Annotated in this window: 19 protein-coding genes and 2 tRNA genes; 4 read left to right on the forward strand and 17 right to left on the reverse strand. The window is 65.0% G+C overall.

What is annotated here, in order from left to right:
* Positions 1 to 54: 54 nt before the first annotated feature.
* From ACOAPY_RS02625 to ACOAPY_RS02700, 16 genes are all read right to left on the reverse strand, one after another.
* Complete coding sequence (locus ACOAPY_RS02625) at positions 55 to 1,065, reverse strand: ornithine carbamoyltransferase (protein WP_076582431.1); 1,011 nt, start codon at positions 1,063 to 1,065, stop codon at positions 55 to 57.
* 68 nt (positions 1,066 to 1,133) lie between these two features.
* The gene (gene arcA / locus ACOAPY_RS02630) at positions 1,134 to 2,384 is read right to left on the reverse strand and encodes an arginine deiminase (RefSeq protein ID WP_465154933.1); all 1,251 of its coding nucleotides are present in this window, start codon (positions 2,382 to 2,384) and stop codon (positions 1,134 to 1,136) included.
* 15 nt (positions 2,385 to 2,399) lie between these two features.
* Positions 2,400 to 3,827 carry an arginine-ornithine antiporter gene (gene arcD, locus ACOAPY_RS02635; protein ID WP_465154934.1) on the reverse strand — a complete coding sequence of 476 codons (1,428 nt, stop codon included), beginning with the start codon at positions 3,825 to 3,827 and terminating at the stop codon, positions 2,400 to 2,402.
* Positions 3,828 to 4,181: 354 nt separating this feature from the next.
* Positions 4,182 to 5,543 (reverse strand): sigma-54-dependent transcriptional regulator, encoded by a 1,362-nt coding sequence (locus tag ACOAPY_RS02640; protein WP_465154935.1) that lies wholly within the window; start codon positions 5,541 to 5,543, stop codon positions 4,182 to 4,184.
* Complete coding sequence (locus ACOAPY_RS02645) at positions 5,540 to 7,348, reverse strand: sensor histidine kinase (protein WP_465154936.1); 1,809 nt, start codon at positions 7,346 to 7,348, stop codon at positions 5,540 to 5,542. Before ACOAPY_RS02645 ends, ACOAPY_RS02640 begins: the two co-directional genes overlap by 4 nt.
* 94 nt (positions 7,349 to 7,442) lie before the next feature.
* A tRNA-Thr gene (locus ACOAPY_RS02650) sits at positions 7,443 to 7,518 on the reverse strand.
* Between the two features lie 305 nt (positions 7,519 to 7,823).
* The gene (locus ACOAPY_RS02655; RefSeq protein WP_465154937.1) at positions 7,824 to 9,029 is read right to left on the reverse strand and encodes a methyltransferase; all 1,206 of its coding nucleotides are present in this window, start codon (positions 9,027 to 9,029) and stop codon (positions 7,824 to 7,826) included.
* A 69-nt stretch (positions 9,030 to 9,098) separates the two neighbouring features.
* Positions 9,099 to 9,788 carry an ABC transporter permease gene (locus ACOAPY_RS02660; RefSeq protein ID WP_465154938.1) on the reverse strand — a complete coding sequence of 230 codons (690 nt, stop codon included), beginning with the start codon at positions 9,786 to 9,788 and terminating at the stop codon, positions 9,099 to 9,101.
* Positions 9,788 to 10,480 carry an ABC transporter permease gene (locus ACOAPY_RS02665; protein WP_061902571.1) on the reverse strand — a complete coding sequence of 231 codons (693 nt, stop codon included), beginning with the start codon at positions 10,478 to 10,480 and terminating at the stop codon, positions 9,788 to 9,790. The genes ACOAPY_RS02660 and ACOAPY_RS02665 overlap by 1 nt, the downstream gene beginning before the upstream one ends.
* 55 nt (positions 10,481 to 10,535) lie before the next feature.
* Positions 10,536 to 11,288, reverse strand: a complete 753-nt coding sequence (locus ACOAPY_RS02670; RefSeq protein ID WP_465154939.1) for an ABC transporter substrate-binding protein — start codon at positions 11,286 to 11,288, stop codon at positions 10,536 to 10,538.
* A gap of 13 nt (positions 11,289 to 11,301) precedes the next feature.
* Positions 11,302 to 12,075 (reverse strand): ABC transporter ATP-binding protein, encoded by a 774-nt coding sequence (locus ACOAPY_RS02675; protein ID WP_076423983.1) that lies wholly within the window; start codon positions 12,073 to 12,075, stop codon positions 11,302 to 11,304.
* Between the two features lie 263 nt (positions 12,076 to 12,338).
* Complete coding sequence (locus tag ACOAPY_RS02680) at positions 12,339 to 12,989, reverse strand: DedA family protein (RefSeq protein WP_465154940.1); 651 nt, start codon at positions 12,987 to 12,989, stop codon at positions 12,339 to 12,341.
* An 88-nt stretch (positions 12,990 to 13,077) separates the two neighbouring features.
* Positions 13,078 to 13,153 (reverse strand) — tRNA-Phe (locus ACOAPY_RS02685).
* A 124-nt stretch (positions 13,154 to 13,277) separates the two neighbouring features.
* Positions 13,278 to 13,550, reverse strand: coding sequence for an oxidative damage protection protein (locus tag ACOAPY_RS02690; protein WP_465154941.1), 273 nt, complete (start codon positions 13,548 to 13,550; stop codon positions 13,278 to 13,280).
* On the reverse strand, positions 13,547 to 14,614 hold the full coding sequence (gene mutY / locus ACOAPY_RS02695; RefSeq protein ID WP_465154942.1) for an A/G-specific adenine glycosylase: 1,068 nt from the start codon (positions 14,612 to 14,614) through the stop codon (positions 13,547 to 13,549). Before mutY ends, ACOAPY_RS02690 begins: the two co-directional genes overlap by 4 nt.
* Positions 14,611 to 16,833 carry an AsmA family protein gene (locus ACOAPY_RS02700; protein ID WP_465154943.1) on the reverse strand — a complete coding sequence of 741 codons (2,223 nt, stop codon included), beginning with the start codon at positions 16,831 to 16,833 and terminating at the stop codon, positions 14,611 to 14,613. The genes mutY and ACOAPY_RS02700 overlap by 4 nt, the downstream gene beginning before the upstream one ends.
* Positions 16,834 to 17,093: 260 nt before the next feature.
* Between ACOAPY_RS02700 and ACOAPY_RS02705 the strand changes: the two genes are divergently transcribed.
* Positions 17,094 to 18,308: a sterol desaturase family protein gene (locus tag ACOAPY_RS02705; RefSeq protein WP_465154944.1), complete on the forward strand. Its 1,215-nt coding sequence runs from the start codon at positions 17,094 to 17,096 to the stop codon at positions 18,306 to 18,308.
* A gap of 49 nt (positions 18,309 to 18,357) precedes the next feature.
* Here the strand turns inward: ACOAPY_RS02705 and ACOAPY_RS02710 are convergent, their stop codons facing one another.
* On the reverse strand, positions 18,358 to 18,756 hold the full coding sequence (locus ACOAPY_RS02710) for an acetyl-CoA sensor PanZ family protein (protein WP_465154945.1): 399 nt from the start codon (positions 18,754 to 18,756) through the stop codon (positions 18,358 to 18,360).
* Between the two features lie 148 nt (positions 18,757 to 18,904).
* Between ACOAPY_RS02710 and hisB the strand changes: the two genes are divergently transcribed.
* Genes hisB through hisA form a run of 3 tightly spaced genes read left to right on the forward strand, consistent with a single transcriptional unit; the run spans position 18,905 to position 20,928 of the window.
* On the forward strand, positions 18,905 to 19,498 hold the full coding sequence (gene hisB / locus ACOAPY_RS02715; RefSeq protein WP_465154946.1) for an imidazoleglycerol-phosphate dehydratase HisB: 594 nt from the start codon (positions 18,905 to 18,907) through the stop codon (positions 19,496 to 19,498).
* The gene (hisH, locus tag ACOAPY_RS02720; RefSeq protein ID WP_465154947.1) at positions 19,499 to 20,137 is read left to right on the forward strand and encodes an imidazole glycerol phosphate synthase subunit HisH; all 639 of its coding nucleotides are present in this window, start codon (positions 19,499 to 19,501) and stop codon (positions 20,135 to 20,137) included.
* Positions 20,138 to 20,190: 53 nt separating this feature from the next.
* Complete coding sequence (hisA, locus tag ACOAPY_RS02725; protein ID WP_465154948.1) at positions 20,191 to 20,928, forward strand: 1-(5-phosphoribosyl)-5-[(5-phosphoribosylamino)methylideneamino]imidazole-4-carboxamide isomerase; 738 nt, start codon at positions 20,191 to 20,193, stop codon at positions 20,926 to 20,928.
* The last annotated feature ends 4 nt before the right edge of the window (positions 20,929 to 20,932 follow it).

Consider the following 20,932-nt stretch of genomic DNA (forward strand, 5'->3'; position numbering starts at 1 on the left):
AGAGAATTTCTGGGCGAGGCGTTGGCTGTGCCTCCGCCTCGCTGGCAACCGCGGTTACACGTTGCCGAGGGTGGCGACCATGACCGCTTTAATGGTGTGCATGCGGTTCTCCGCCTGCTCGAACGCGATACAGGCCGGCGACTCGAACACTTCCTCGGTCACTTCGATGCCGCCCGCCAGATGCGGGTACTGCTCGGCAATCTGCTTGCCCACCTTGGTGTCGGTGTTATGGAAGGCCGGCAGACAGTGCATGAACTTGGTCCGCGGCGTTCCGGAGGCCTTCATCATCTCGGCGTTGACCTGATACGGCAGCAGCAGCTTGATGCGTTCGCCCCAGGCCTCGACCGGCTCGCCCATGGAGACCCAGACGTCGGTGTGGATGAAGTCCACGCCCTTGACGGCCTCTTTCGGATCTTCGGTGAGGGTGATGCGCGCGCCGCTTTCGGCGGCAAAGGCCTTGCACTGGGCGACGAAATCATCGTGCGGCCACAGGGCTTTCGGGCCGGCGATGCGCACATCCATACCCAGCTTGGCGCCGACCAGCAGCAGCGAGTTGCCCATGTTGTTGCGGGCGTCACCCAGGTAGGCGTAGCTGATGTCGTGCAGCGGTTTGTCGCTGTTTTCCAGCATGGTCAGCACGTCGGCCAGCATCTGGGTCGGGTGGTATTCGTCGGTTAGGCCGTTGAACACCGGTACGCCGGCGAACTTGGCCAGCTCCTCGACGATCTCCTGCTTGAAGCCGCGGTACTCGATGGCGTCGTACATGCGGCCGAGCACGCGGGCGGTGTCCTTCATGGTCTCCTTGTGACCGATCTGCGAGGAGGTCGGATCGATATAGGTGACGTTGGCGCCCTGGTCATAGGAGGCCACTTCGAAGGCGCAGCGGGTACGGGTCGAGGTCTTTTCGAAGATCAGGGCGATGTTCTTGCCCTTGAGGTGCTGGACCTCGGTGCCGCTGTATTTGGCGCGCTTGAGGTCGCGCGACAGGTCCAGCAGGAATTTCAGCTCGCGGGTGCTGTGGTGCATCAGGCTGAGCAGGTTGCGGTTGTGCATGTTGAAAGCCATGATTCTTTCTCCTTGTGGGCAGCTGAAAAGGGCGCCCGGCGGCGGGTAGCCGCCAGGGCTGGCTTCAATCAGTAGTCAATCGGGTCGCGGATGATCGGGCAGGTCATGCAGTGGCCACCGCCACGGCCGCGACCCAGTTCGCTGGCGCTGATGGTCACCACCTCGACCCCCGCCTTGCGCAGCAGGGTGTTGGTGTAGGTGTTGCGGTCGTAGCCGACTACCACGCCTGGTTCCAGGCAGACCACGTTGTTGCCGTCGTCCCACTGCTCGCGCTCGGCCTCGAAGCTATCGCCGCCGGTTTCCACCACGCGCAGCTTCTTCAGGTTCAGCGATTCGGCGACCACGTTGATGAAGGATTTCTCCTCGCGGCGAACGTCGATGCCGCCCGGCTTGCTTTCGTCCGGACGCAGCACAAAGGGCACGATGCTATAGGCCACTTCCGGGAAGACCGTGACCAGGTCGCGGTCACAGAAGCTGAACACGGTGTCCAGGTGCATGGCTGCGCGCGACTTGCCGAGGCCGGCCACCACCACCTTGTCGGCGGCACCCTTGTCGAACAGGGCCTTGGCCACCTGACCGATGGCCTGGTGCGAGCTGCGTTCGCCCATGCCAATCAGCACGGTGCCGTTGCCGATCGGCATCACGTCGCCGCCTTCCAGGGTGGCGGAGCCGTGATCCTTGTCCGGGTCGCCGTACCAGATTTCGAAGTCTTCGTTGATGAAGTCCGGATGGAACTTGTAGATCGCCGTGGTCAGCAGGGTTTCCTGACGTCGGGCAGGCCAGTACATGGGGTTGAGGGTCACGCCGCCGTAGATCCAGCAGGTGGTGTCGCGGGTGAACTGGGTGTTGGGAAGCGGCGGGAAGAGGAAGCTGGACTCGCCCTGGTAGGCGCAGAACATCTTCGCCACGTCGGATTCCTTGTACTTCACGAGATCGGCGCCGGAGACACCGCCGATCAGGTACTCGGCAATGCGACGGGACTCTAGGCTCTCGATGAAGCTTCGCACTTCACTCTGCAGGCCAAGGCCAACGCTGTTGGCGGTGATCTTGCGGTCCAGAATCCACTTCAGCGCTTCGGGATTCTTGACCGTTTCTTCGAGCAGGTTATGCATTTCCACCACTTCGATGCCGCGCTCGCGCATCTTGGTCATGAAGTCGAAGTGGTCGCGTTTGGCCTGGGAGACCCAGATCACGTCGTCGAACAGCAGTTCGTCACAGTTGTTGGGGGTCAGGCGCAGGTGGGCCAGACCCGGCGAGCAAACCATTACCTTGTGCAGTTTGCCGGCTTCGGAATGAACGCCTAGGGCTTTCTTGGACATATCGAACTCCTTCTCTTACAGACTCAGGAAACCGTCATACAGCCCGTAGGCGGCGATGGCGGCACCGATCAGCACGACGACGAAGATGATTTTCTCGACGCCGGTGAATATGGGTTGCCCCAGTTCGCGCTTGGCTTTGGCGAACAGGATGGCGCCAGGCGCATAGAGCAGCGCGGACAACAGCAGGTACTGGACCCCGGCGGCATACACCAGCCACACGGCATACAGGGTGGATACCAGAGCAATGAACAGGTCTTTGTTGCGTTGGCCGGCATCGTTCTCGTAGGTTTCCCCACGCACGGCCAGCAGTACCGCATAGGCGCTGGACCAGAAGTAGGGCACCAGGATCATCGAGGTGGCCAGGTACAGCAGGCTCAGGTAGGTGGAGCTGTTGAACAGGGTGATGATCAGGAACAGCTGGATCAGCCCGTTGGTCAGCCACAGTGCGTTGGCCGGTACGTGGTTGGCGTTCTCCTTGCGCAGGAACTCCGGCATGGTGTGGTCCTTGGCCGAGGAGAAGATGATCTCCGCGCACAGCAGGGTCCAGGACAGTAGGGCCCCGGCCAGCGAAACCAGCAGACCGATGGAGATCAGCTGGGCGCCCCACGGGCCGACCACCTGCTCCAGCACGCCAGCCATCGACGGATTCTTCAGTCCGGCCAGTTCGGCCTGGGCCATGATGCCCTGCGAGAGCACGTTGACCAGCACCAGCAGCAGGAGTACGGCGATGAAGCCGATTACCGTGGCCTTGCCGACATCGCTACGTTTTTCGGCGCGGGCAGAGAAGATGCTGGCGCCCTCGATGCCGATGAACACCCAGACGGTGACCAGCATCATGTTGCGCACCTGATCCATCACGCTGCCCAGCTTGTCGTTGCCGGCGCCCCAGAAGTCCGTGGTGAACACGTCGAACTTGAAGGCGATGGCGGCGATCACGATGAACAGCGCCAGCGGGACCATCTTGGCGATGGTGGTGATGGTGTTGATGAAGGCCGCTTCCTTGATCCCGCGCAGCACCAGGAAGTGCAGCAGCCACAGCAGCACCGACGCGCAGATGATGGCCGGCAGGGTATTGCCCTCGCCGAACACCGGGAAGAAGTAGCCGAGGGTGGAGAACAGCAACACCATGTAGCTGACGTTGCCGATCCAGGCGCTGATCCAGTATCCCCAGGCCGAGGAGAAACCCATGTAGTCGCCAAAGCCGGCCTTGGCGTAGGCGTAGACCCCGCCGTCGAGGCCGGGTTTGCGGTTGGCCAGCGTCTGGAATACGAAGGCCAGGGTCAGCATGCCCACGCCGGTGATCAGCCAGCCAATCAGCGTTGCTCCCGCGCTGGCGCTGTTGGCGATGTTCTGCGGTAGCGAAAAGATGCCGCCGCCGACCATCGAGCCGATCACGAGTGCGATCAGCGCTCCCAGTTTGAGTTTGTTTGCCGAATCGGACATCTAACACCTCCAAATGGTGGAGAGAAGTTAAGAATCATTGAGCGCTTTATGGGAGGAAGGGGTATTGATCTTGATCAATAGCTTGCTATCCATATCTCGATCCCACTGTCCCTGTACTGCAGATGAGGCCCAGGGGTACCCCGGTGACTCGTAAGCGCGCCGATCTAGAGGTCTTGGTAAGCGTTTTTTTGATGCGGCGTGCAGATAAGCTAGTTGAGCTTTTATCGCTTGCAAGTTGCAGAAGTAAGACGCTTATTCGTAATGGCTCAATGCCGTTGCGGCAGGGGCGAATAGCGTTTGGGCTTAATATTACGAATGGGTATAGGCGGACAGGTGGCTGCCCGCCTGCGGGGCCTAGTCGTCTTCGCCAACAGAATCCAGGCCATGTCGGCGCAGCTTGTCATGCAGCGTCTTGCGAGGCAGGCCCAGGGCCTCGGCCAAGCTGCGCAGGGAACTGTAGCCCTTGGCCATCTCGGCGGCGATCAGCGCCTTTTCATAGGCTTCTACGCGTTCGCCCAGGCTCTGCTCGCCAGCGCTGGTGGGCGCTGCCCCGGACGGCAGGTCCAGCCCCAGATCCAGGCCCATGGCGAAGCGTTCGGCCGCGTTCTGCAGTTCGCGCACGTTGCCCGGCCAGGTGTGGCTGAGCAACTGCGCGCGCTGGCCGTCCTGCAGTTCGCGGATCGGCAGACCATGGCGCTGCGCGGCGGCCTCGGCGTGGTGGCGGAACAGCAGCAGGATGTCGGCACCGCGCTCGCGCAGCGGTGGGATGCGCAGGGGCGCTACGTTGAGACGGTAGTAGAGGTCGGCGCGGAAACGCCCTTGGTCGGCGGCCACGCGCAGGTCTTCCTTGGTGGCGGCGATCACGCGGATGTCCAGGGGGATCAGCTGGTTGCCGCCAAGGCGCTCGACCACCCGCTCCTGCAGCAGGCGCAGCAGCTTGACCTGCACGTCCGGGCTCATGCTCTCAATCTCATCGAGGAACAGGGTGCCGCCGTTGGCGAACTCGAACTTGCCGATGCGGCGCTTCTGCGCCCCGGTAAAGGCGCCCGGCTCGTGGCCGAACAGTTCGCTTTCCACCACCGACTCGGCCAGCGCGCCGGCGTTGATCGCCACGAATGGCCCCTTCTTGCGCGCCGACAGATCGTGCAGGGCGCGCGCCACCACTTCCTTGCCCGCGCCGGTTTCACCGAGGATCAGCACGTCGGTGTGAATCGCCGCCAGTGCACCGACCTGCTCGCGCAGGCGCAGCATCGGCGCGGACTGGCCGATCAGGCGTGCGCTCAGCTCATTGCGGTCGGCCAGGGCCAGGCGCAGGCTGCGGTTCTCCAGCACCAGGCGGCGCAGTTCCAGCGCGCGATGCACGGCATCGAGCAGCGCCTCGCTGGCGAAAGGTTTCTCGAGGAAATCGTAGGCACCGGCGCGCATCGCCTGCACCGCCAGCGGCACATCGCCGTGGCCGGTGATCAGCAGCACCGGCAGATCGGCGTCCTGCTGGTGCAGCTGCGCCAGTAGCTGCAGACCGTCGATGCCGGGCATGCGGATGTCGCTGACCACCACGCCCGCCCAGTCCGCGGTGATGCGCTCGGCCACGCTGCGGGCATCGGCCAGGGTCTCGACGCGCAGGCCGGCCAGATCGAGGGTCTGCGCCAGGGCCTGGCGCAGGTGCTCGTCGTCGTCGATCAGCAGGACCTGGGTGCGGGCATCGATGGCCGTCATGAAAATTCCTCGGGCGGTTGCAGGTTGGCACCGGGCGTGCTGCTGCGCAGTCGCAGCGTGATCAGGGCGCCGCCCTCCGGGTGGTTGGCCAGCAGCAGTTCGCCACCCAGGGCGCGCATCAGGGTCTCGCAGATGGCCAGACCAAGGCCGAGGCCCTGGGTGCGTGTCTTGGTTGTGAAGAAGGGCTCGCGAGCATGTTGCAGGGCCTGTGCGGAGAAGCCCGGACCATTGTCGCGCAACTGTAGGTCGACGCCTTCGGCGGTCACTTCGGCACTGATCCAGATGCGTCTTGGTGGCGCCTTTTCGCTCAGGGCATCGAGGGCGTTGGCCAGCAGGTTGCCAAGTACCTGGCGCAGGCGCGTTTCGCCGGCCTGTACCCAGAGGGTGGCATCCGGCAGGTCGCGGACCAGTTCCACTTCCAGGGCGCGCCGGCGTTTGGCCAGCAGTGCCAGGGCGTCATCGATGGCGGGCTGCAGCGCCACGCTCTCCGGTGCATGCCGGTCGCGCCGGGCGAAGGCGCGCAGGTGCGCGATGATCGAGGCCATGCGCCCGGTCAGTTCGCTGATCTGCTTGAGATTGCCCCGCGCATCGTCCAGGCGCTGGTGGTCGAGCAGCACGCCCGCGTTGTCGGCGTAGCTGCGGATGGCTGCCAGGGGTTGGTTCAGCTCGTGGCTGATGCTGGCGCTCATGGTGCCGAGCGCCGTGAGTTTGCCGGCCTGGACCAGTTCGTCCTGGGTGCGGACCAGCTCCTGCTGGGCATGCTCGCGCACCAGTACCTCGTCTTTCAGGCGGTTGTTGAGCATCTCCAGATCGCGGGTGCGTTCCAGCACGCGCATTTCCAGTTCGCGGCGGGCGCGGGCATCGAGGGCGATGCGTTCGATGTAGTGGCGACGCCGCTGCAACAGCAGGCCGAGCAGCAGCAGGCCGACCAGCAGGGCGGCGGCGCCGATCACCAGGGTGGTGCGTACCTGGCGATCGATCAACTGGTGAGGGGCGAGGATGCTGGCGGTCAGCCCGGCTTCCTGCAGCTCGCGGCTCTGGGTCAGCCAGGCACGCTCGTCCAGGCGTAAAGGCGCGGGAGCCTGGGTCGGGTAGGGCTGGTTGGCAGCGATGGCGGCGCGTTCGGCGTTGTCCAGCTCGCGGGTGGCACGGAAGCGCCAGTCCTCGCGCGAGGAGATGATCACCACGCCGTTGCCGTCGGTGACCATCAGCTGCTCCGGCGTATTGCCCCACAGGGCCTCGGCATCGTCGAGGTCGACCTTGACCACCAGGATGCCGACTACCTTTGCGCCATCGCGCACCGGGCTGGAGAAGAAGTAGCCGCGTTTGCGTGAGGTGGTGCCGAGGCCGAAGAAGCGTCCCGCCTTGCCGGCCAGGGCCTCGCGGAAATAGGGGCGGTAGCTGAAATCACGACTGACGAAGCTGTCGGCCTGGTCCCAGTTCGACGAGGTCAGGGTGAGGCCTTGTGGGCTCATCAGGTAGATCACGTCAGCACCGGTTTCCCGGCGCACCTGGGCGAGCAACAGGTTGGCGCGGTCGCGCAGATCGACGTCGTCCGGTGCGGCGAGCAGGGCGCGCAGCGGCGGCAGCTCGGCGAGGATGTTCGGTAGCACCTCGTAGCGCTGCAGGGTACCGAGCAGCGTGGCAACGTAAAGGTCGAGGGTCTGGCGATTCTGCTCGAGCAGTTCCTCGCGGTAATAACGCTCGGCGAAGAACTGCAGCGGCCACAGCAGCGGGGCGAGCAGCAGGGCCAGCAAGGCTAGGCTGCGCCAGCGCGGGCGGTGGGGAGTGGGGGCTGCGGTCATGCTGCGATCTGCGCCAGGGGAGTCGCCCTAGTATGCCAGTGCACAGGCTGCAGAAACGACAAAGGCCCGCATCGCTGCGGGCCTTCGTTTTGTATGGTGCCGGCACCAGGAATCGAACCCGGGACCTACTGATTACAAGTCAGTTGCTCTACCAGCTGAGCTATACCGGCAAGGGGCCGCCATTATAGCCATTGCTTCGACCCTGTAAACCGAGGCGTGCAGTCTGTTTTGAACCTGCTGGGCACGAGGCCGGCTATCAGTAGCCTTGTGTTTATGCACAAAGAAGAGCAGGGCGTATGGCGTGCTGCACGGATTTTGTGCGCTGCGTCCTTGTTTCGCATAACAATCTGTTTTTTATGGATTTTTTATCTTTGTTCAAAAAATCGGCAAGTGCTTGCGGAGTAGGCGGAGTCGGCTTTGCAGCGAGTTCTGCAGAAACTGCGCACAGAGTTATCCACAGCTTCTGTGGATGAGCTCAGTCCCGTTCGGCGAGCAGTAGCAGGTTGCGCGGGGTCAACTCATGGGCGCAGAACGTACCCAGGCGTACCCGGTAGCCCTGCTCTTCGAGAAACAGCGCGCGGTCGAGGAGCAACCACAGCTCCAGTGGGCGACGGAACAGGCCGCGGACCAGCTCGAGATTGCGCACCTGGGCCAGGCGTTGCCAGCCAGCGTTCTCTAGCGCAGGCCAATCGACCACACCGGATATCGTCACGCCCCGCAGATCGGCCAGGTCGCGGCAGTAGCCGGCGAAGTCCTTGTCCAGCCAGCTGGTCGGTAGCGAGGGGGTTGGTAGGTAGTCATCCACGCCGCGTTGCTGGCGCTGCAGCAGGTCAAAGGCCAGGCGCCTGGCCATGGACAGGTCACGCTGGCGGCGCAGGCGCTGGCCGGCGGTGACGGTCTCGGCCAGTGGCAGGCGCAGATCATCCAGCGACAGTTGCAGGGTCGAGGCCCGGGCCGGTTCCGACAGCGGCTGGTAGTGCTCGGCGGCGATGCGGTTGTAGCAGCAGGGCGCCACCGCCAGCTGGGCGCAACCGGCCGCGCTGGCCAGGCGCAGCAGACGCACGTGCAGGTCGCCGCAGGCGTGCAGGGCTACCGGGCTGTGCTCGGCAGTGAGGCGCGCACCGGCATCATCGGCCAGCACATCCTGGTGCAGGTGGTTGGCGGCCAGTTGCTGGCGATCGCTCAGGCGTTGCCCAGCCTCTACCAGCTGCGGGTCGTATTCCAGGCAGGTCAGGTGCTGGCCGCCCTGGGCCAGCAGGCGGCCCAGATGGCCTTTGCCCGAGCACCAGTCCAGCCAGTGAACCGGCTGCCGCTGGAACAGCAGGCGTTCGGCGAAAGCGCTGATCTGCTGCCACTTGCGCCCCGGCACGTCGACGCTCAGGCGCTCGGGCAGCGGGCCACGTTCACGGCGGGGCAGTTGATCCAGGGCGGAGAGCCCGGCGGCGCGCCGCGCCAGCGCCGGGAAGGGGGCTGGTGCCGGCAGCTCTGCGGGGTGATTGTGCTCGGCGTCGGCCTGCGCCAGGCTGCGGCGGCGCAGCCAGGCGGCCAGCTCGACGTGCTCGGCCTCCCAGGGCAACACCAGGCAGGTGAAGGGCTTGGGGCGCCAGAGGGACTGATGACTGACGAGGAAGTCGTCCAGGGCCTGGAAGCGTTCGCGCAGGGCGTGGCCGGTGAGGATCATGCGGGCAGTGGGATCAGGATGGTGCGGCGCAGTGTATCCCTCTCCCGGGCGGGAGAGGGATAGGCGACATCAGCGACCCTGGCAGGCGTCGACGCGCAGCTTACGCTCCAGCAGTTTGAAGGCGCGCACCAGGACGTAGGCGATGACCAGATAGAACACTCCGGCGGCAAAGAAGATCTCTACCGGCAGGTAGGTGCGGGCGATGATCGTGCGGGACATGCCGGTCAGTTCGAGCAGGGTCACGGTGCTGGCCAGTGCGCTGGCCTTGAGCATCAGGATCACTTCGTTGCTGTAGGCCGGCAGGCCGATGCGCGCGGCGCGGGGCAGGATGATGTAGAGCATGGCCTGCGCGCGCGACATGCCCAGCGCACGGGCCGCTTCGATCTCGCCGGGCGGCACGGCCTGGATGGCGCCGCGCAGGATTTCCGCGATGTAGGCGGCGGTGTGCATGGTCATGGTGATGACGGTGCACCAGTAGGGGTCGCGCAGGTAGGGCCAGAGCGGACCGTGGCGCACGATGTCGAACTGCGCCAGGCCGTAGTAGACCAGGAACAGCTGCACCAGCAGCGGCGTGCCGCGGAAGAAGAAGATGTAGCCGTAGGGCAGGGCGCGCACATACCAGTGTTTGGAAGCGCGGGCGATACCCATGGGCAGGGCGAGGATCAGCCCGGCGATCACGGCGAAGGCGACCAGTTCGATGGTCAGTGCCGCGCCTTCGAGCAGGCGTGGCAGGTACTTGATGATCACTTCCCAGTTCATCAGGCGCTCCTAACAAATCCGCGGCTGGCGCGCTTTTCGAGGAAGTGCATGCCGGTCATGGCAATGACGGTCAGGCCCAGGTAGATGAAGGCCGCGACCATATAGAAGGTGAAGGGCTCCTTGCTGGCGGTTACGGCAATCTGCGAGCGACGCATGATTTCTTCCAGGCCGATGACCGAGACCAGCGCGGTATCCTTCATCAGGATCATGAACAGGTTGCCCAGGCCGGGCAGGGCGATGCGCCACATCTGCGGCAGAATCAGCTTCCACAGGATGCGCCCTTTGGACATGCCGAGCGCCATGCCGGCCTCGCGGTGGCCCTTGGGGATGGCCAGGATCGCACCGCGGAATACCTCGGTGGCGTAGGCGCCGAAGCACAGACCGAGGGCGATGGTGCCGGCGGCAAAGGGATTCAGCTCCAGGCTGCCGACGCCGAGGAACTCACCGAGGGCGGCCAGGCCGCTGACGGTGCCGAAATAGATGAGCAGGACCCAGAGCAGCTCGGGCACGCCGCGTACGATGGTCGAGTAGGTTCCGCCAAGTCCCTGCAGGAACTTGTTCGGAGAAGTCTTGGCCAATGCGCCGAGGAGTCCTAGCACCAGGCCGAGGGCCAGGGCGGACAGGGCCAGCTGGATGGTCACCAGCGTGCCGGCGACAAGGGCGGGGCCGAAGCCGTGCAGGTCAAAGATCATGGGAGGCTACTGCAGAATGACGGCCGCCGCCCTCGGGCGGCGGCGGTCGGACGCATCAGTAGATGCTGAACGGGAAGTACTTGTCGTTGATCTGCTTGTAGGTGCCGTCTTCGACGATGGCCTTCAGTGCAGCGTTCAGCTTCTCGCGCAGCGGATCGCCCTTGCGCACGGCGATGGCGATCTTGTCGTTGTCGAATACCGGATCACCCTTGAACTCGAACTCCTTGCCCGCGTCGCTCTTCAGCCATTCCCAGTTGACGAACTTGTCGGCCAGTACGCCGTCCAGACGGCCGGAGGACAGGTCGAGGTAGGCGTTCTCCTGGGTGTCGTACAGCTTGATCTCGACGGTGTCGGCCAGGTTGTCCTCCAGCCAGGTGCCGGCGATGGTGGCGCGCTGGGCACCGATGACCTTGCCTTTCAGGCTGGCCTTGTCGGTTTTGAAGTCGCTGCCCTTCGGCGCGATGAACTGCAGCTTGTTGGTGTAGTAGGCGTCAGTGAAGTCGACGGCCTGCTTGCGCTCCTCGGTGATCGACATGGAGGCGGCGAGGAAGTCGAACTTCTTGGCGTTCAGAGCCGGGATGATGCCGTCCCAGTCGGAGGTGACCACTTCGCACTCGGCACCCATTTTGGCGCACAGGGCTTGGGCGATCTCGACGTCGAAGCCGCCAACCTTGCCGCTGGCGTCGATCAGGTTGAAGGGCGGGTAGGCGCCTTCGGTGCCGATTTTCAGCTTGTCGGCGGCCATGGCCTGGGTACCGAAAGCCAGGGTGGCGACGGCGGCCAGCAGGATCTTCTTATAGTTCTGCATGCGTGTTGCTCCGTTAGTGATTGCTGGACATGAATTGTTTACAGCGTGCCGATTGCGGGTTGTTGAACACCTGCTCGGGCGACCCCTGCTCCTCCACCAGACCCTGGTGGAGGAATACCACTTCACTGGACACCTGCCGGGCAAAGTTCATCTCGTGGGTGACCAGCAACATGGTGCGGCCCTCCTCGGCAAGCGCGCGGATCACGTTAAGCACTTCCTGTACCATTTCCGGGTCGAGGGCCGAAGTGGGCTCGTCGAACAGGATCACCTTGGGCTGCATGGCCAGGGTGCGGGCGATGGCGGCACGCTGCTGCTGGCCGCCGGAAAGCTGGTTGGGATAGGCATGGCGCTTGTCGGCGATGCCGACCTTGGCCAGCAGCGCCTCGGCCACTTCGATGGCTTCGGCCTTGCTCTGACCGAGCACGCGACGGGGGGCCTCGATGATGTTGTCGAGGATGGTCATGTGCGGCCACAGGTTGAAATTCTGGAAGACGAAGCCGATTTCGCTGCGCAGGCGATTGATCTGTTTGTTGTCGGCGGCGACCAGATCGCCGTTCTTTGCCGCCTTCAGCTTGAGTTCCTCGCCGGCCACCAGGATCTGGCCCTGGTGCGGGTTCTCCAGCAGGTTGATGCAGCGCAGGAAAGTCGACTTGCCGGACCCGGAGGAACCGAGGATGGAGATCACGTCGCCGTCGCGGGCGGTCAGCGAAATGCCCTTGAGCACTTCGAGGTCGCCATAGCGTTTGTGCAAATTGCGGATTTCCAGCGCGGGCGGTGCCTCGGCCATCAGGGGGTCCTCTTGTTATGCGGATGCGCTCCGGCTGCTGACCGCCTTCCTAGCGTGCGGCTGAACCTAGCATAGCGTTCGCGGCAGCGCCAAGCGGGCATCTGCCTGGGGCGGCGCCGGCCGTGGCCGGTTGTCGCATCGTGACAGTTGTGTGTCGCGCCGAAACAAAAAGCCCGATACATGGATCGGGCTTTGGGGTGTTGCTGGCGGGGCGCATTGTACTGAAGCGCCCCAGGCAGGTGAAGGGTTTCGGTTCGCCGCTATCAGGTGTTGCCTTGGGCTGCCCGGCGGTGACGCAGGATCTCGATCACCCCCGGCAGGATCGAGACGAAGATGATCGCCACGATTAGGTAGTGCAGGTTGCTCTGCACCATCGGCAGGTTGCCGAAGAAATAGCCGGCGTAGCTGAACAGGGTGACCCAGGCGATGGCGCCGACCACGTTGTAGGCAGCGAAGCGGCGGTAGGACATGTGGCCCATGCCGGCGACGAAGGGGGCGAAGGTGCGCACGATGGGCACGAAGCGGGCGAGGATGATGGTCTTGCCGCCGTGCCTGGCGTAGAAGGTCTGGGTGATCTCCAGATGGCGGCGGCGGAAGATCTTCGAGTCCGGGTTGGCGAACAGCCTGACGCCGAAGAAGCGGCCGATGCTGTAGTTGACGGCGTCGCCGAGAATGGCAGCGATGATCAGCAGAATCACCATCAGGTGGATGTTCATCGCGTCCTGGGTGGCGATGGCGCCAGCGACGAACAGCAGCGAGTCGCCTGGCAGGAAAGGGGTCACCACCAGGCCGGTCTCGCAGAAGATGATCAGGAACAGGATGCCGTAGATCCAGGGCCCGTAGGCCGCGGTCAGTTCCGCCAGGTGGCGGTCGATGTGCAGGATGAAGTCGATGACGAGCTGGACGAATTCCATCGGAGGCTCCGCGTTCATCGGCGCGCTTCCTGCGCCGCAGATAGCAAAAACCCCTGAGACCTTGCGGAATCAGGGGTTTCGGTATTAATGGTGCCCAGGGACGGAATCGAACCGCCGACACGGGGATTTTCAATCCCCTGCTCTACCGACTGAGCTACCTGGGCAACGGGGCGCAATTAAACGGATTTGGCGTTGCAGTGTCAAGCGAGAGAATGAAAAAAATTTGAGTGCAGACGGGCGGTTACGAATTTTCGGGAGGCGGCGGGCGGTTTCCGGCCCGCCCTCGCGTCAGGCGCTCGGCGGCACGTAGCCGTCGGCCTTGGCGTAGTCCTCGCCGGAGAGGAACTTGTCCATCTCGGCCTGGAGGAACTTGCGGTCCTCGGCGTTCATCATGTTCAGCCGGCGCTCGTTGATCAGCATGGTCTGGTGTGCCTGCCACTCGTCCCAGGCTTTCTTCGACACGTTGTCGTAGATGTCCTGGCCCTTGGTGCCGGGGTAGGGCGGGCGGTCGAGGCCGGGTAGCTCTTCGTTGTACTTGCGGCAGTGGACGGTGCGGCTCATGAGGCTTCTCCTGCATTCAGTTCTTGCGCGGCTCGCTTGAGGAGCTTCTTCACCGGGGCTGCCAGGCCCAGGCGCGGCGGGGTGGCGAGGTTATACCAGAGCCAGTCGCCCTCGGCCACGGCGCTGCCGACCTGCTCGACACGCACCAGCCAGGGTTCGATGGCCAGCTGGAAGTGGCTGAAGGTGTGGGTCAGCCCGGCCAGCGCGCGTGGCTCGTCCAGGGTCAGGGCATGCTCGCGTGCCAGTTCGCCCAGGGCGTCGAGGTCGTCCAGTTCCGGCAGGCTCCACAAGCCGCCCCACAGGCCGCTGGAGGGGCGGCGGTAGAGCAGGATGGCGCCCTCGGCGTTGGCCAGCAGCGGCATCAGCGTGCGTTTCTGCGGCAGCGCCTTGCGTGGCTTGGGTTCGGGGAAGTCGGTTGCACGGCCGAGCAGGTGGGCGCGGCAGCCCTCGCGTACCGGGCACAGCAGGCAGCTCGGCTTGCTGCGGGTACACAGGGTGGCGCCGAGGTCCATCATCGCCTGGGTGTAGTGGTTGACCCGCTCATGTGGGGTCAGCTGCTCGGCCAGTTGCCACAGCTGCGCGGCCACCTTGGGTTCGCCCGGATAGCCCTGCTGTGCCTGGTAGCGGGCCAGCACGCGCTTGACGTTGCCGTCGAGGATCGGTGCGCGCAGGCCCATGCTCAGGCTGGCGATGGCGCCGGCGGTGGAGCGGCCGATGCCGGGCAGCTCGGTAAGTTGCTCGACCGAGCGCGGGAACTCGCCGCCATGGTGCTCCACCACCCGCTTGGCCGCCTTGTGCAGGTTGCGCGCGCGGGTGTAGTAGCCGAGGCCGGTCCACAGGTGCAGCACCTCGTCCTCGGGAGCAGCCGCGAGGGCCTCGACCGTCGGCAAGGCCTCCATGAAACGGTCGAAGTAGTCGAGCACGGTGCTGACCTGGGTCTGCTGCAGCATGATCTCGGAGACCCATACCCGGTAGGGGGTGATGCCCTGCTGCCAGGGCAGGTCCTTGCGCCCGTGCTGGTCGTACCAGGCCAGCACGGCGCCGTTGAACTGCTCGGGACTCATCGGTTGAACAGGCCCTTGAGGGCGTCCTTCAGTTCCGGGCTGACCTTGTCGCCGAGCTTCTCCTCGATCTTCTGTTCCAGCTTGTTGCCGGCCAGCTTGGCGGCGATCTTGCCGAGGCCGTCCTTGTCCAGGCGGCAGGCCTTGGCGCCCAGCTCCAGCGGGCCGCGGCAGCGCAGCGGCCATTCCAGGCCGACATAGCGCTCGTTGACCTGGCAGGCCGGGTCCGGCATGGCGGTCTTGTCGCCCTCGATGACGATGCCGACGCGGTAGTCCATGCCCAGCACGCGCAGGTCGACAGCGCCGTCGCCGTTGACCGTCAGGCCGGGTATGCGCGCCTTGAGGTCGGGGTTGCTGGCCACGCCGTTGGTGACCTTCAGGCTGCCGTGCAGTTCCTCGAACGGCGTGTCCTTGCCGCGCGGCTCGCCGGACAGCGATTTGCGATTGAGGGTGGCGATGCCCTGGCACAGCTGCTGTTCCAGGTTGGCGTCGACCAGCACACCGTCGTTCAGGCTGAAGCTGGCGTTGCCATTCAGCGCATCGACCCAGGCCTTCTCGCTATTGCCCTGGGTGCGCAGGTCGGCGTTGAGATCGAGCAGGCCGCGCACGGGAGCTTTCTCGCCACGAGCCTCAAGCAGCTTCTCCAGCGGGATGCGCTTGAGCTGCTGGTTTGCGCTCAGCACGGGAATGGCCGGGCGCGCATCGAGCTGCGAGCGTACGGCGAACTCGCCGCCGTGCAGGTCGCCGCGCAGCTCCTTGAGCGCGAGTAGGCCGCCCTTGGCCGTCAGGGCAATGCGCGCATCCTCGATCGGCAGCTTGCTCAGGGTCAGCTGGCCGAGGCCGATGGCGGCCTCGACGTCAAGTTTGCGCAGGGTTTCCAGCGGCAGCAGCGGCTTGGTGCTCCAGGCCTGCTGGGTTGGCGCGCCCGGCAGCGGCGTGGTGCCGCTCTTACCGGCGGCGGCCACGGCCTGCTTGACCTCGTTCTGGCGTGCGGCGCCGGCGTCAGCGTCCTTGTTCTCCGGCGGCAGGTAGCGGTCGAGGTCGAGCTTGTCGCCCTTGAGCTGCAGGCGCAGGGCCTGCTTGGCGATATCGCTGAGCGCCAGGTTGCCGCTGAAGGTGCTGTCGTCCAGCTTCAGGCTGAGGTCGTTGAGGCTGATGCTGGTCGGCGTGCCTGCCAGGCGGGTGGACATCTCGAAGCGGCTGAGGGTGGTGTTGTCGCGCATGGCTGGCAGGACGATGCCGATGCCGTCGAGGAACTCGCGCAGGTTGAACTGCGCCAGCGACAGGTTGCCCTCCAGCTGAGCGGTCTTGTCCAGATCGCGCAGTTTCAGCTCGCCGAGGGCGCGCAGCTGGTTGGCAGAGAGCTTGATGCCGGTCCACTCGGCCACCTGGGCCGACTGGTCGAGCAGCAGCTGGCCCTGGCTGGCGAAGGTCAGGGTCTTGCCGCCCAGCGGCTCGCCCGAGGCTTCGCCGGCCAGCTTGAGGTCCTGCAGCTGGTAGCGTTTGAGCGCGCGGTCGAAGCGCAGCAGGCCCTGCAGCTCGGTCTTGGCGCGCATTACTGGCTGGTTGCTGCCGAGGAAGGCCAGCAGTTTGACCGGGATATCGGCGCCCTCGCGGATGGCGCCTGTGGACAGCTCGATGCCCTCGGCGCTGAACTGCTGGCCGCTCTTGGCGTCCTGGTAGTCCACGCGCGAGTTGCTGATGGTCAGGCTGTCGATGTCCAGCTTGAGTGGCTGGGTGGGTTGTTCGGCTTCGTCGGCGACCGGCTGCTGGGCTGGCGGTTGTGCGGTGGCGTCGGTCTGGGCGGTCTCGCGCTTTGCCTGCTGGCCCACGCCTTCCCAGTTGCCGCGGCCCTTGTCGTCGCGCTGCAGGGTCAGGTCGAGGCCGTCGACGCGGATGTCGCTCATCTGCACTTCGCGGCGCAGCAGCGGCAGCACACGCACGGAGAGGCCGAGCAGGCGCAGGTTGGCGAAGGGCTGGTCAGGGCTGTCGGCGCTGGCCAGGGTGGCGTCGGTCAGCTCCAGGCCGAGCCAGGGGAACAGGCTCCAGCCGATGTCACCCTTGAGCTGTAGTTCGAGGTTGGCCTTGTCGCGGGCCAGCTGCTGGATCTCGTCTTTATAGTCGTTGGGATCGAACAGGTGGGTGAGGGCGAAGCCGAGGCCGATGACGATCAGCAGCAGGCCGAGCATTAGCAGACCCAGGATTTTGCCGAAGGCTTTCATGGACCAGTCCTTGTGTGGGATTTCTTCTGTCAGGCGCGGGAGTATAACGCTGGCCAGTCGCGGAGCTACGGCCAGCGCCAGGCAAAAGACCGCGACGGCGCGACTGCACGGATTGGATGGCAATGTCGGGCGGCGGTTCCTCTATCGGGTGAGCGGATGGCGCCAGTGGAGGGCGGGGATGGCGGCTACGGCCCATCCGCGGGGCTTTGTCTGGAGTTAGGCTGAAAGGACAAGAAAAAACGTTTGCCCGCGAGGTACCGATGAACGTCGCCGTGTTGGCCGTGCCGCTGTATATCCTGCTGATCCTGCTGGAGCTCGCCTACGAGCGCTGGAGCGGGCGGCACACCTATCGCCTGGCCGACGCAGTGACCAGCATCGACACCGCCGTGTTGCGCATGTTGCTGGAAGGGCCGTTGCGCCTGCTGCTGGTCGTCCCCTACGCCTGGCTGTACGAGCATGCGCGGCTGTGGACGCTCGATCCGACTTCGCCCTGGACCTGGCTGCTCGGTTTCATTGCCGTGGACTTCTGCTTTTATTGGGCGCACCGCAGCCTGCACCGCTACAACCTGCTGTGGGGGGCGCACCAGCCGCACCATTCCAGCGAGGACTTCAACCTGTCCACGGCGCTGCGCAAGGGCGCCTTCCAGACCGCTTTCGACTGGCCCTTCTACCTGCCGCTGGCGCTGCTCGGTCTGTCGCTGCCGCTGTTCCTGGTGCTGCTCGGCGCTCAGCTGGTCTACCAGTTCTGGATTCACAGCCAGCATGTGGGCCGGCTGGGGATGCTCGAGTGGTTCATGGTCACGCCGAGCAACCACCGCGTGCACCACGGCCAGAACGATCGCTACATCGACAAGAACCACGGCGGCGTATTCATCGTCTGGGACCGTCTGTTCGGCACCTTTGCCGACGAGACCGAGGCGGTGCGCTACGGCGTGACCACCCCGGTGCGCACTTTCGACCCGCTGCGCCTGCAGTTCTCCTGGTGGCGCCTGCTATGGGCCGATGCCGTGGCGACTCGTTCCTGGTGGGACAAGTTACGTCTGTGGTGGATGCCCACCGGTTGGCGTCCGGCGGACGTGCGCGAGCGGCCGTGGCCGAAGATGGGCGCGGACAAGTTCGACTGCCCCAGTCGGGTCGGGCTGCGCTGGTACGCCTTTGTCCAGTTCGTGCTGATTAATGCTCTGACCCTGGTCTACCTCGCCAGCGTCAAGCAGGCGGGCTGGCTGCTGCCGCTGCTGCTCGGACCGCTGATCCTGTTCGGCTGTGTCAGCCTGGGCTGGTTGTTCGAGGGGCGGCGCGCGCTGTGGCGGCTGGAGGCCGTGCGCCTGGCGCTGCTGGCGGCGTTCGCCCTGGTCTTGGGGCTGTGGCTGGCGCCGGCGCAGTGGCTGTTCGGTCTTGGCCTGGCCGGGTTGTGCGCGGCCAGCCTGTTGTGGCTGGTCTGGCTGGCGGCGCGGCCGCAGATGGCGCAGGCGTAGCTCGGATGTTATTCGGGCTACGGGGCTGATTCGCGAGCTGGGCTCGATCCTATAGGGCGTCCAGCGGCAGACCGGTGCGCGCGGCCAGGGCCTGGCTCTCCAGGTGATCGCGGGGTGCCGCCAGGTGCAGTGGCTTGCCAGCCTCGCGGGCCAGGCGCCTGGCTTCGTCGAGGATGCGCCGGCCCACGCCGCGCTTGCGTGTGACCTTGCGCACGCACAGGTGCGACAGGCGCCAGTGGTCTTCACCGCGCTCCAGCAAGGCGGCGCCGAGCAGGCGGTCGTTGAAGCGTCCGGCGATCAGTTTGCCGCTGCCGATACCGTCGGCCAGCAGGGCGTCGACGCTGGTGTAGGGCTCAAGCAGCCAGTCCGGGGCGTCGGCGTAGACCTTGCCCAGGTCGGTGTGGTCCTGGGCGGAGGGGCGGCTGACGATTTCGACCACAACGGGCATGGCAACTTCCTCGGTAGGCGGGTGGCGCAGTGTAAAGCCCCGCCAGTCGCGCCGATAGCCGTGGCGGCCGACCGCTGCCGGTAGCCGTTCCGGGCGCGGCCCGCCTATAATGGCGGCCTTTTCCCGTGAGCAGCCTGTGGAGCTGGAGATGGCCGAACGTACGGCATCCGTCGAGCGCAACACCCTGGAGACCCAGATCAAGGTCTCGATCAACCTGGATGGCACCGGCAAGGCCAAGTTCGATATTGGCGTGCCGTTCCTTGAGCACATGCTCGACCAGATCGCCCGTCATGGCCTGATCGACCTGGACATCTACTGCAAGGGCGACCTGCATATCGACGACCACCACACCGTGGAAGACGTCGGCATCACCCTCGGCCAGGCCTTCGCCAAGGCCGTTGGCGACAAGAAGGGCATGACCCGCTACGGCCACTCCTACGTGCCGCTGGACGAGGCGCTGTCGCGCGTGGTGATCGACTTCTCCGGCCGCCCGGGCCTGCAGATGCACGTGCCCTTCACCCGCGCGGTGGTCGGCGGCTTCGACGTGGACCTGTTCCAGGAGTTCTTTCAGGGCTTCGTCAACCACGCTCAGGTGTCGCTGCACATCGACAACCTGCGTGGCAGCAACACTCACCACCAGATCGAGACGGTGTTCAAGGCCTTTGGCCGCGCCCTGCGCATGGCCGTTGAGCTGGATCCGCGCATGGCCGGGCAAATGCCGTCGACCAAGGGCTGCCTGTAAATGCAGACCGTTGCAGTAATCGACTATGGCATGGGCAACCTGCATTCGGTGGCCAAGGCCCTGGAGCATGTGGGTGCCGGGCGAGTGATGGTCACCAGTGACGCCCAAGTGATCCGCGAGGCCGACCGTGTGGTATTCCCCGGCGTCGGCGCGATCCGCGACTGCATGGCCGAGATCAAGCGCCTGGGCTTCGATGCCCTGGTCCGCGAGGTCAGTCAGGACCGCCCGTTCCTCGGCATCTGCGTCGGCATGCAGGCGCTGCTGGAGCGCAGCGAGGAGAACGGCGGGGTCGACTGCATCGGTCTGTTCCCCGGCCAGGTGCGCTTCTTCGGCAAGGACCTGCACGAAGGCGGCGAGCACCTGAAAGTGCCGCACATGGGCTGGAACGAGGTCGAGCAGGTGGTCGATCACCCGCTGTGGCACGAGATTCCGGACATGGGCCGCTTCTATTTCGTGCACAGCTACTACATCGAGGCTGGCAATCCGGCCCAGGTGGTTGGTCGTGGCCACTACGGCAAGGACTTCGCCGCGGCGCTGGCCGAAGGCTCGAAGTTCGCCGTGCAGTTCCACCCGGAAAAGAGCCATACCCATGGTCTGCAGCTGCTGCAGAACTTCATCGGCTGGAACGGCCGCTGCTAACCGCTTTCGTTTTATTCCGGGCCTTGGCGGGCCCGGCCTGAGGACTCGCTGAAATGCTGATTATCCCCGCTATCGATCTCAAGGACGGCGCCTGCGTGCGTCTGCGCCAGGGCCGCATGGAAGACTCCACGGTATTCTCCGATGACCCGGTGAGCATGGCCGCCAAGTGGGTCGAGGGCGGCTGTCGCCGTCTGCACCTGGTCGACCTGAACGGCGCTTTCGAAGGTCAGCCGGTCAATGGCGAGGTGGTCACTGCCATCGCCAAGCGCTACCCGAACCTGCCGATCCAGATCGGCGGCGGCATCCGTACCCTGGAAACCATCGAGCACTACGTCAAAGCCGGCGTCAGCTACGTGATCATCGGCACCAAGGCTGTTAAAGAGCCCGCGTTCGTGGCCGAGGCCTGCAAGGCCTTTCCGGGCAAGGTGATCGTCGGCCTGGATGCCAAAGACGGCTTCGTTGCCACCGACGGCTGGGCCGAGGTGTCGAGCGTACAGGCGACTGACCTGGCCAAGCGCTTCGAGGCCGACGGTGTGTCCGCCATCGTTTATACCGACATCGCCAAAGACGGCATGATGCAGGGCTGCAACGTCGAGGCCACCGCGGCCTTGGCCGCGGCCAGCAAGATTCCGGTGATCGCCTCCGGCGGCATCCACAACCTAGGCGACATCGAGAAGCTGCTGCTGGCCCGTTCGCCCGGCATCATCGGCGCCATCACAGGGCGTGCCATTTACGAAGGCACCCTGGATGTGGCCGAAGCGCAGACCTTCTGCGACAACTTCAAAGGCTGAGGGC

It is taken from the genome of Pseudomonas stagnisoli (assembly GCF_048595745.1).
GTDB lineage: Bacteria > Pseudomonadota > Gammaproteobacteria > Pseudomonadales > Pseudomonadaceae > Aquipseudomonas > Aquipseudomonas alcaligenes_A.

Excerpts from the sequence above, each read along its gene's own strand:
- arcA (WP_465154933.1), bottom strand. The coding sequence starts at position 2,384 with ATGTCCAAGAAAGCCCTAGGCGTTCATTCCGAAGCCGGCAAACTGCAC.
- ACOAPY_RS02655 (WP_465154937.1), bottom strand. The coding sequence starts at position 9,029 with ATGATCCTCACCGGCCACGCCCTGCGCGAACGCTTCCAGGCCCTGGAC.
- hisH (WP_465154947.1), top strand. The coding sequence starts at position 19,499 with ATGCAGACCGTTGCAGTAATCGACTATGGCATGGGCAACCTGCATTCG.
- ACOAPY_RS02640 (WP_465154935.1), bottom strand. The coding sequence starts at position 5,543 with ATGACGGCCATCGATGCCCGCACCCAGGTCCTGCTGATCGACGACGAC.
- hisA (WP_465154948.1), top strand. The coding sequence starts at position 20,191 with ATGCTGATTATCCCCGCTATCGATCTCAAGGACGGCGCCTGCGTGCGT.
- ACOAPY_RS02665 (WP_061902571.1), bottom strand. The coding sequence starts at position 10,480 with ATGATCTTTGACCTGCACGGCTTCGGCCCCGCCCTTGTCGCCGGCACG.
- arcD (WP_465154934.1), bottom strand. The coding sequence starts at position 3,827 with ATGTCCGATTCGGCAAACAAACTCAAACTGGGAGCGCTGATCGCACTC.
- ACOAPY_RS02690 (WP_465154941.1), bottom strand. The coding sequence starts at position 13,550 with ATGAGCCGCACCGTCCACTGCCGCAAGTACAACGAAGAGCTACCCGGC.
- ACOAPY_RS02645 (WP_465154936.1), bottom strand. The coding sequence starts at position 7,348 with ATGACCGCAGCCCCCACTCCCCACCGCCCGCGCTGGCGCAGCCTAGCC.
- ACOAPY_RS02625 (WP_076582431.1), bottom strand. The coding sequence starts at position 1,065 with ATGGCTTTCAACATGCACAACCGCAACCTGCTCAGCCTGATGCACCAC.
- ACOAPY_RS02680 (WP_465154940.1), bottom strand. The coding sequence starts at position 12,989 with ATGGAATTCGTCCAGCTCGTCATCGACTTCATCCTGCACATCGACCGC.
- hisB (WP_465154946.1), top strand. The coding sequence starts at position 18,905 with ATGGCCGAACGTACGGCATCCGTCGAGCGCAACACCCTGGAGACCCAG.
- ACOAPY_RS02700 (WP_465154943.1), bottom strand. The coding sequence starts at position 16,833 with ATGAAAGCCTTCGGCAAAATCCTGGGTCTGCTAATGCTCGGCCTGCTG.
- ACOAPY_RS02705 (WP_465154944.1), top strand. The coding sequence starts at position 17,094 with ATGAACGTCGCCGTGTTGGCCGTGCCGCTGTATATCCTGCTGATCCTG.
- ACOAPY_RS02670 (WP_465154939.1), bottom strand. The coding sequence starts at position 11,288 with ATGCAGAACTATAAGAAGATCCTGCTGGCCGCCGTCGCCACCCTGGCT.
- ACOAPY_RS02660 (WP_465154938.1), bottom strand. The coding sequence starts at position 9,788 with ATGAACTGGGAAGTGATCATCAAGTACCTGCCACGCCTGCTCGAAGGC.
- ACOAPY_RS02710 (WP_465154945.1), bottom strand. The coding sequence starts at position 18,756 with ATGCCCGTTGTGGTCGAAATCGTCAGCCGCCCCTCCGCCCAGGACCAC.
- mutY (WP_465154942.1), bottom strand. The coding sequence starts at position 14,614 with ATGAGTCCCGAGCAGTTCAACGGCGCCGTGCTGGCCTGGTACGACCAG.
- ACOAPY_RS02675 (WP_076423983.1), bottom strand. The coding sequence starts at position 12,075 with ATGGCCGAGGCACCGCCCGCGCTGGAAATCCGCAATTTGCACAAACGC.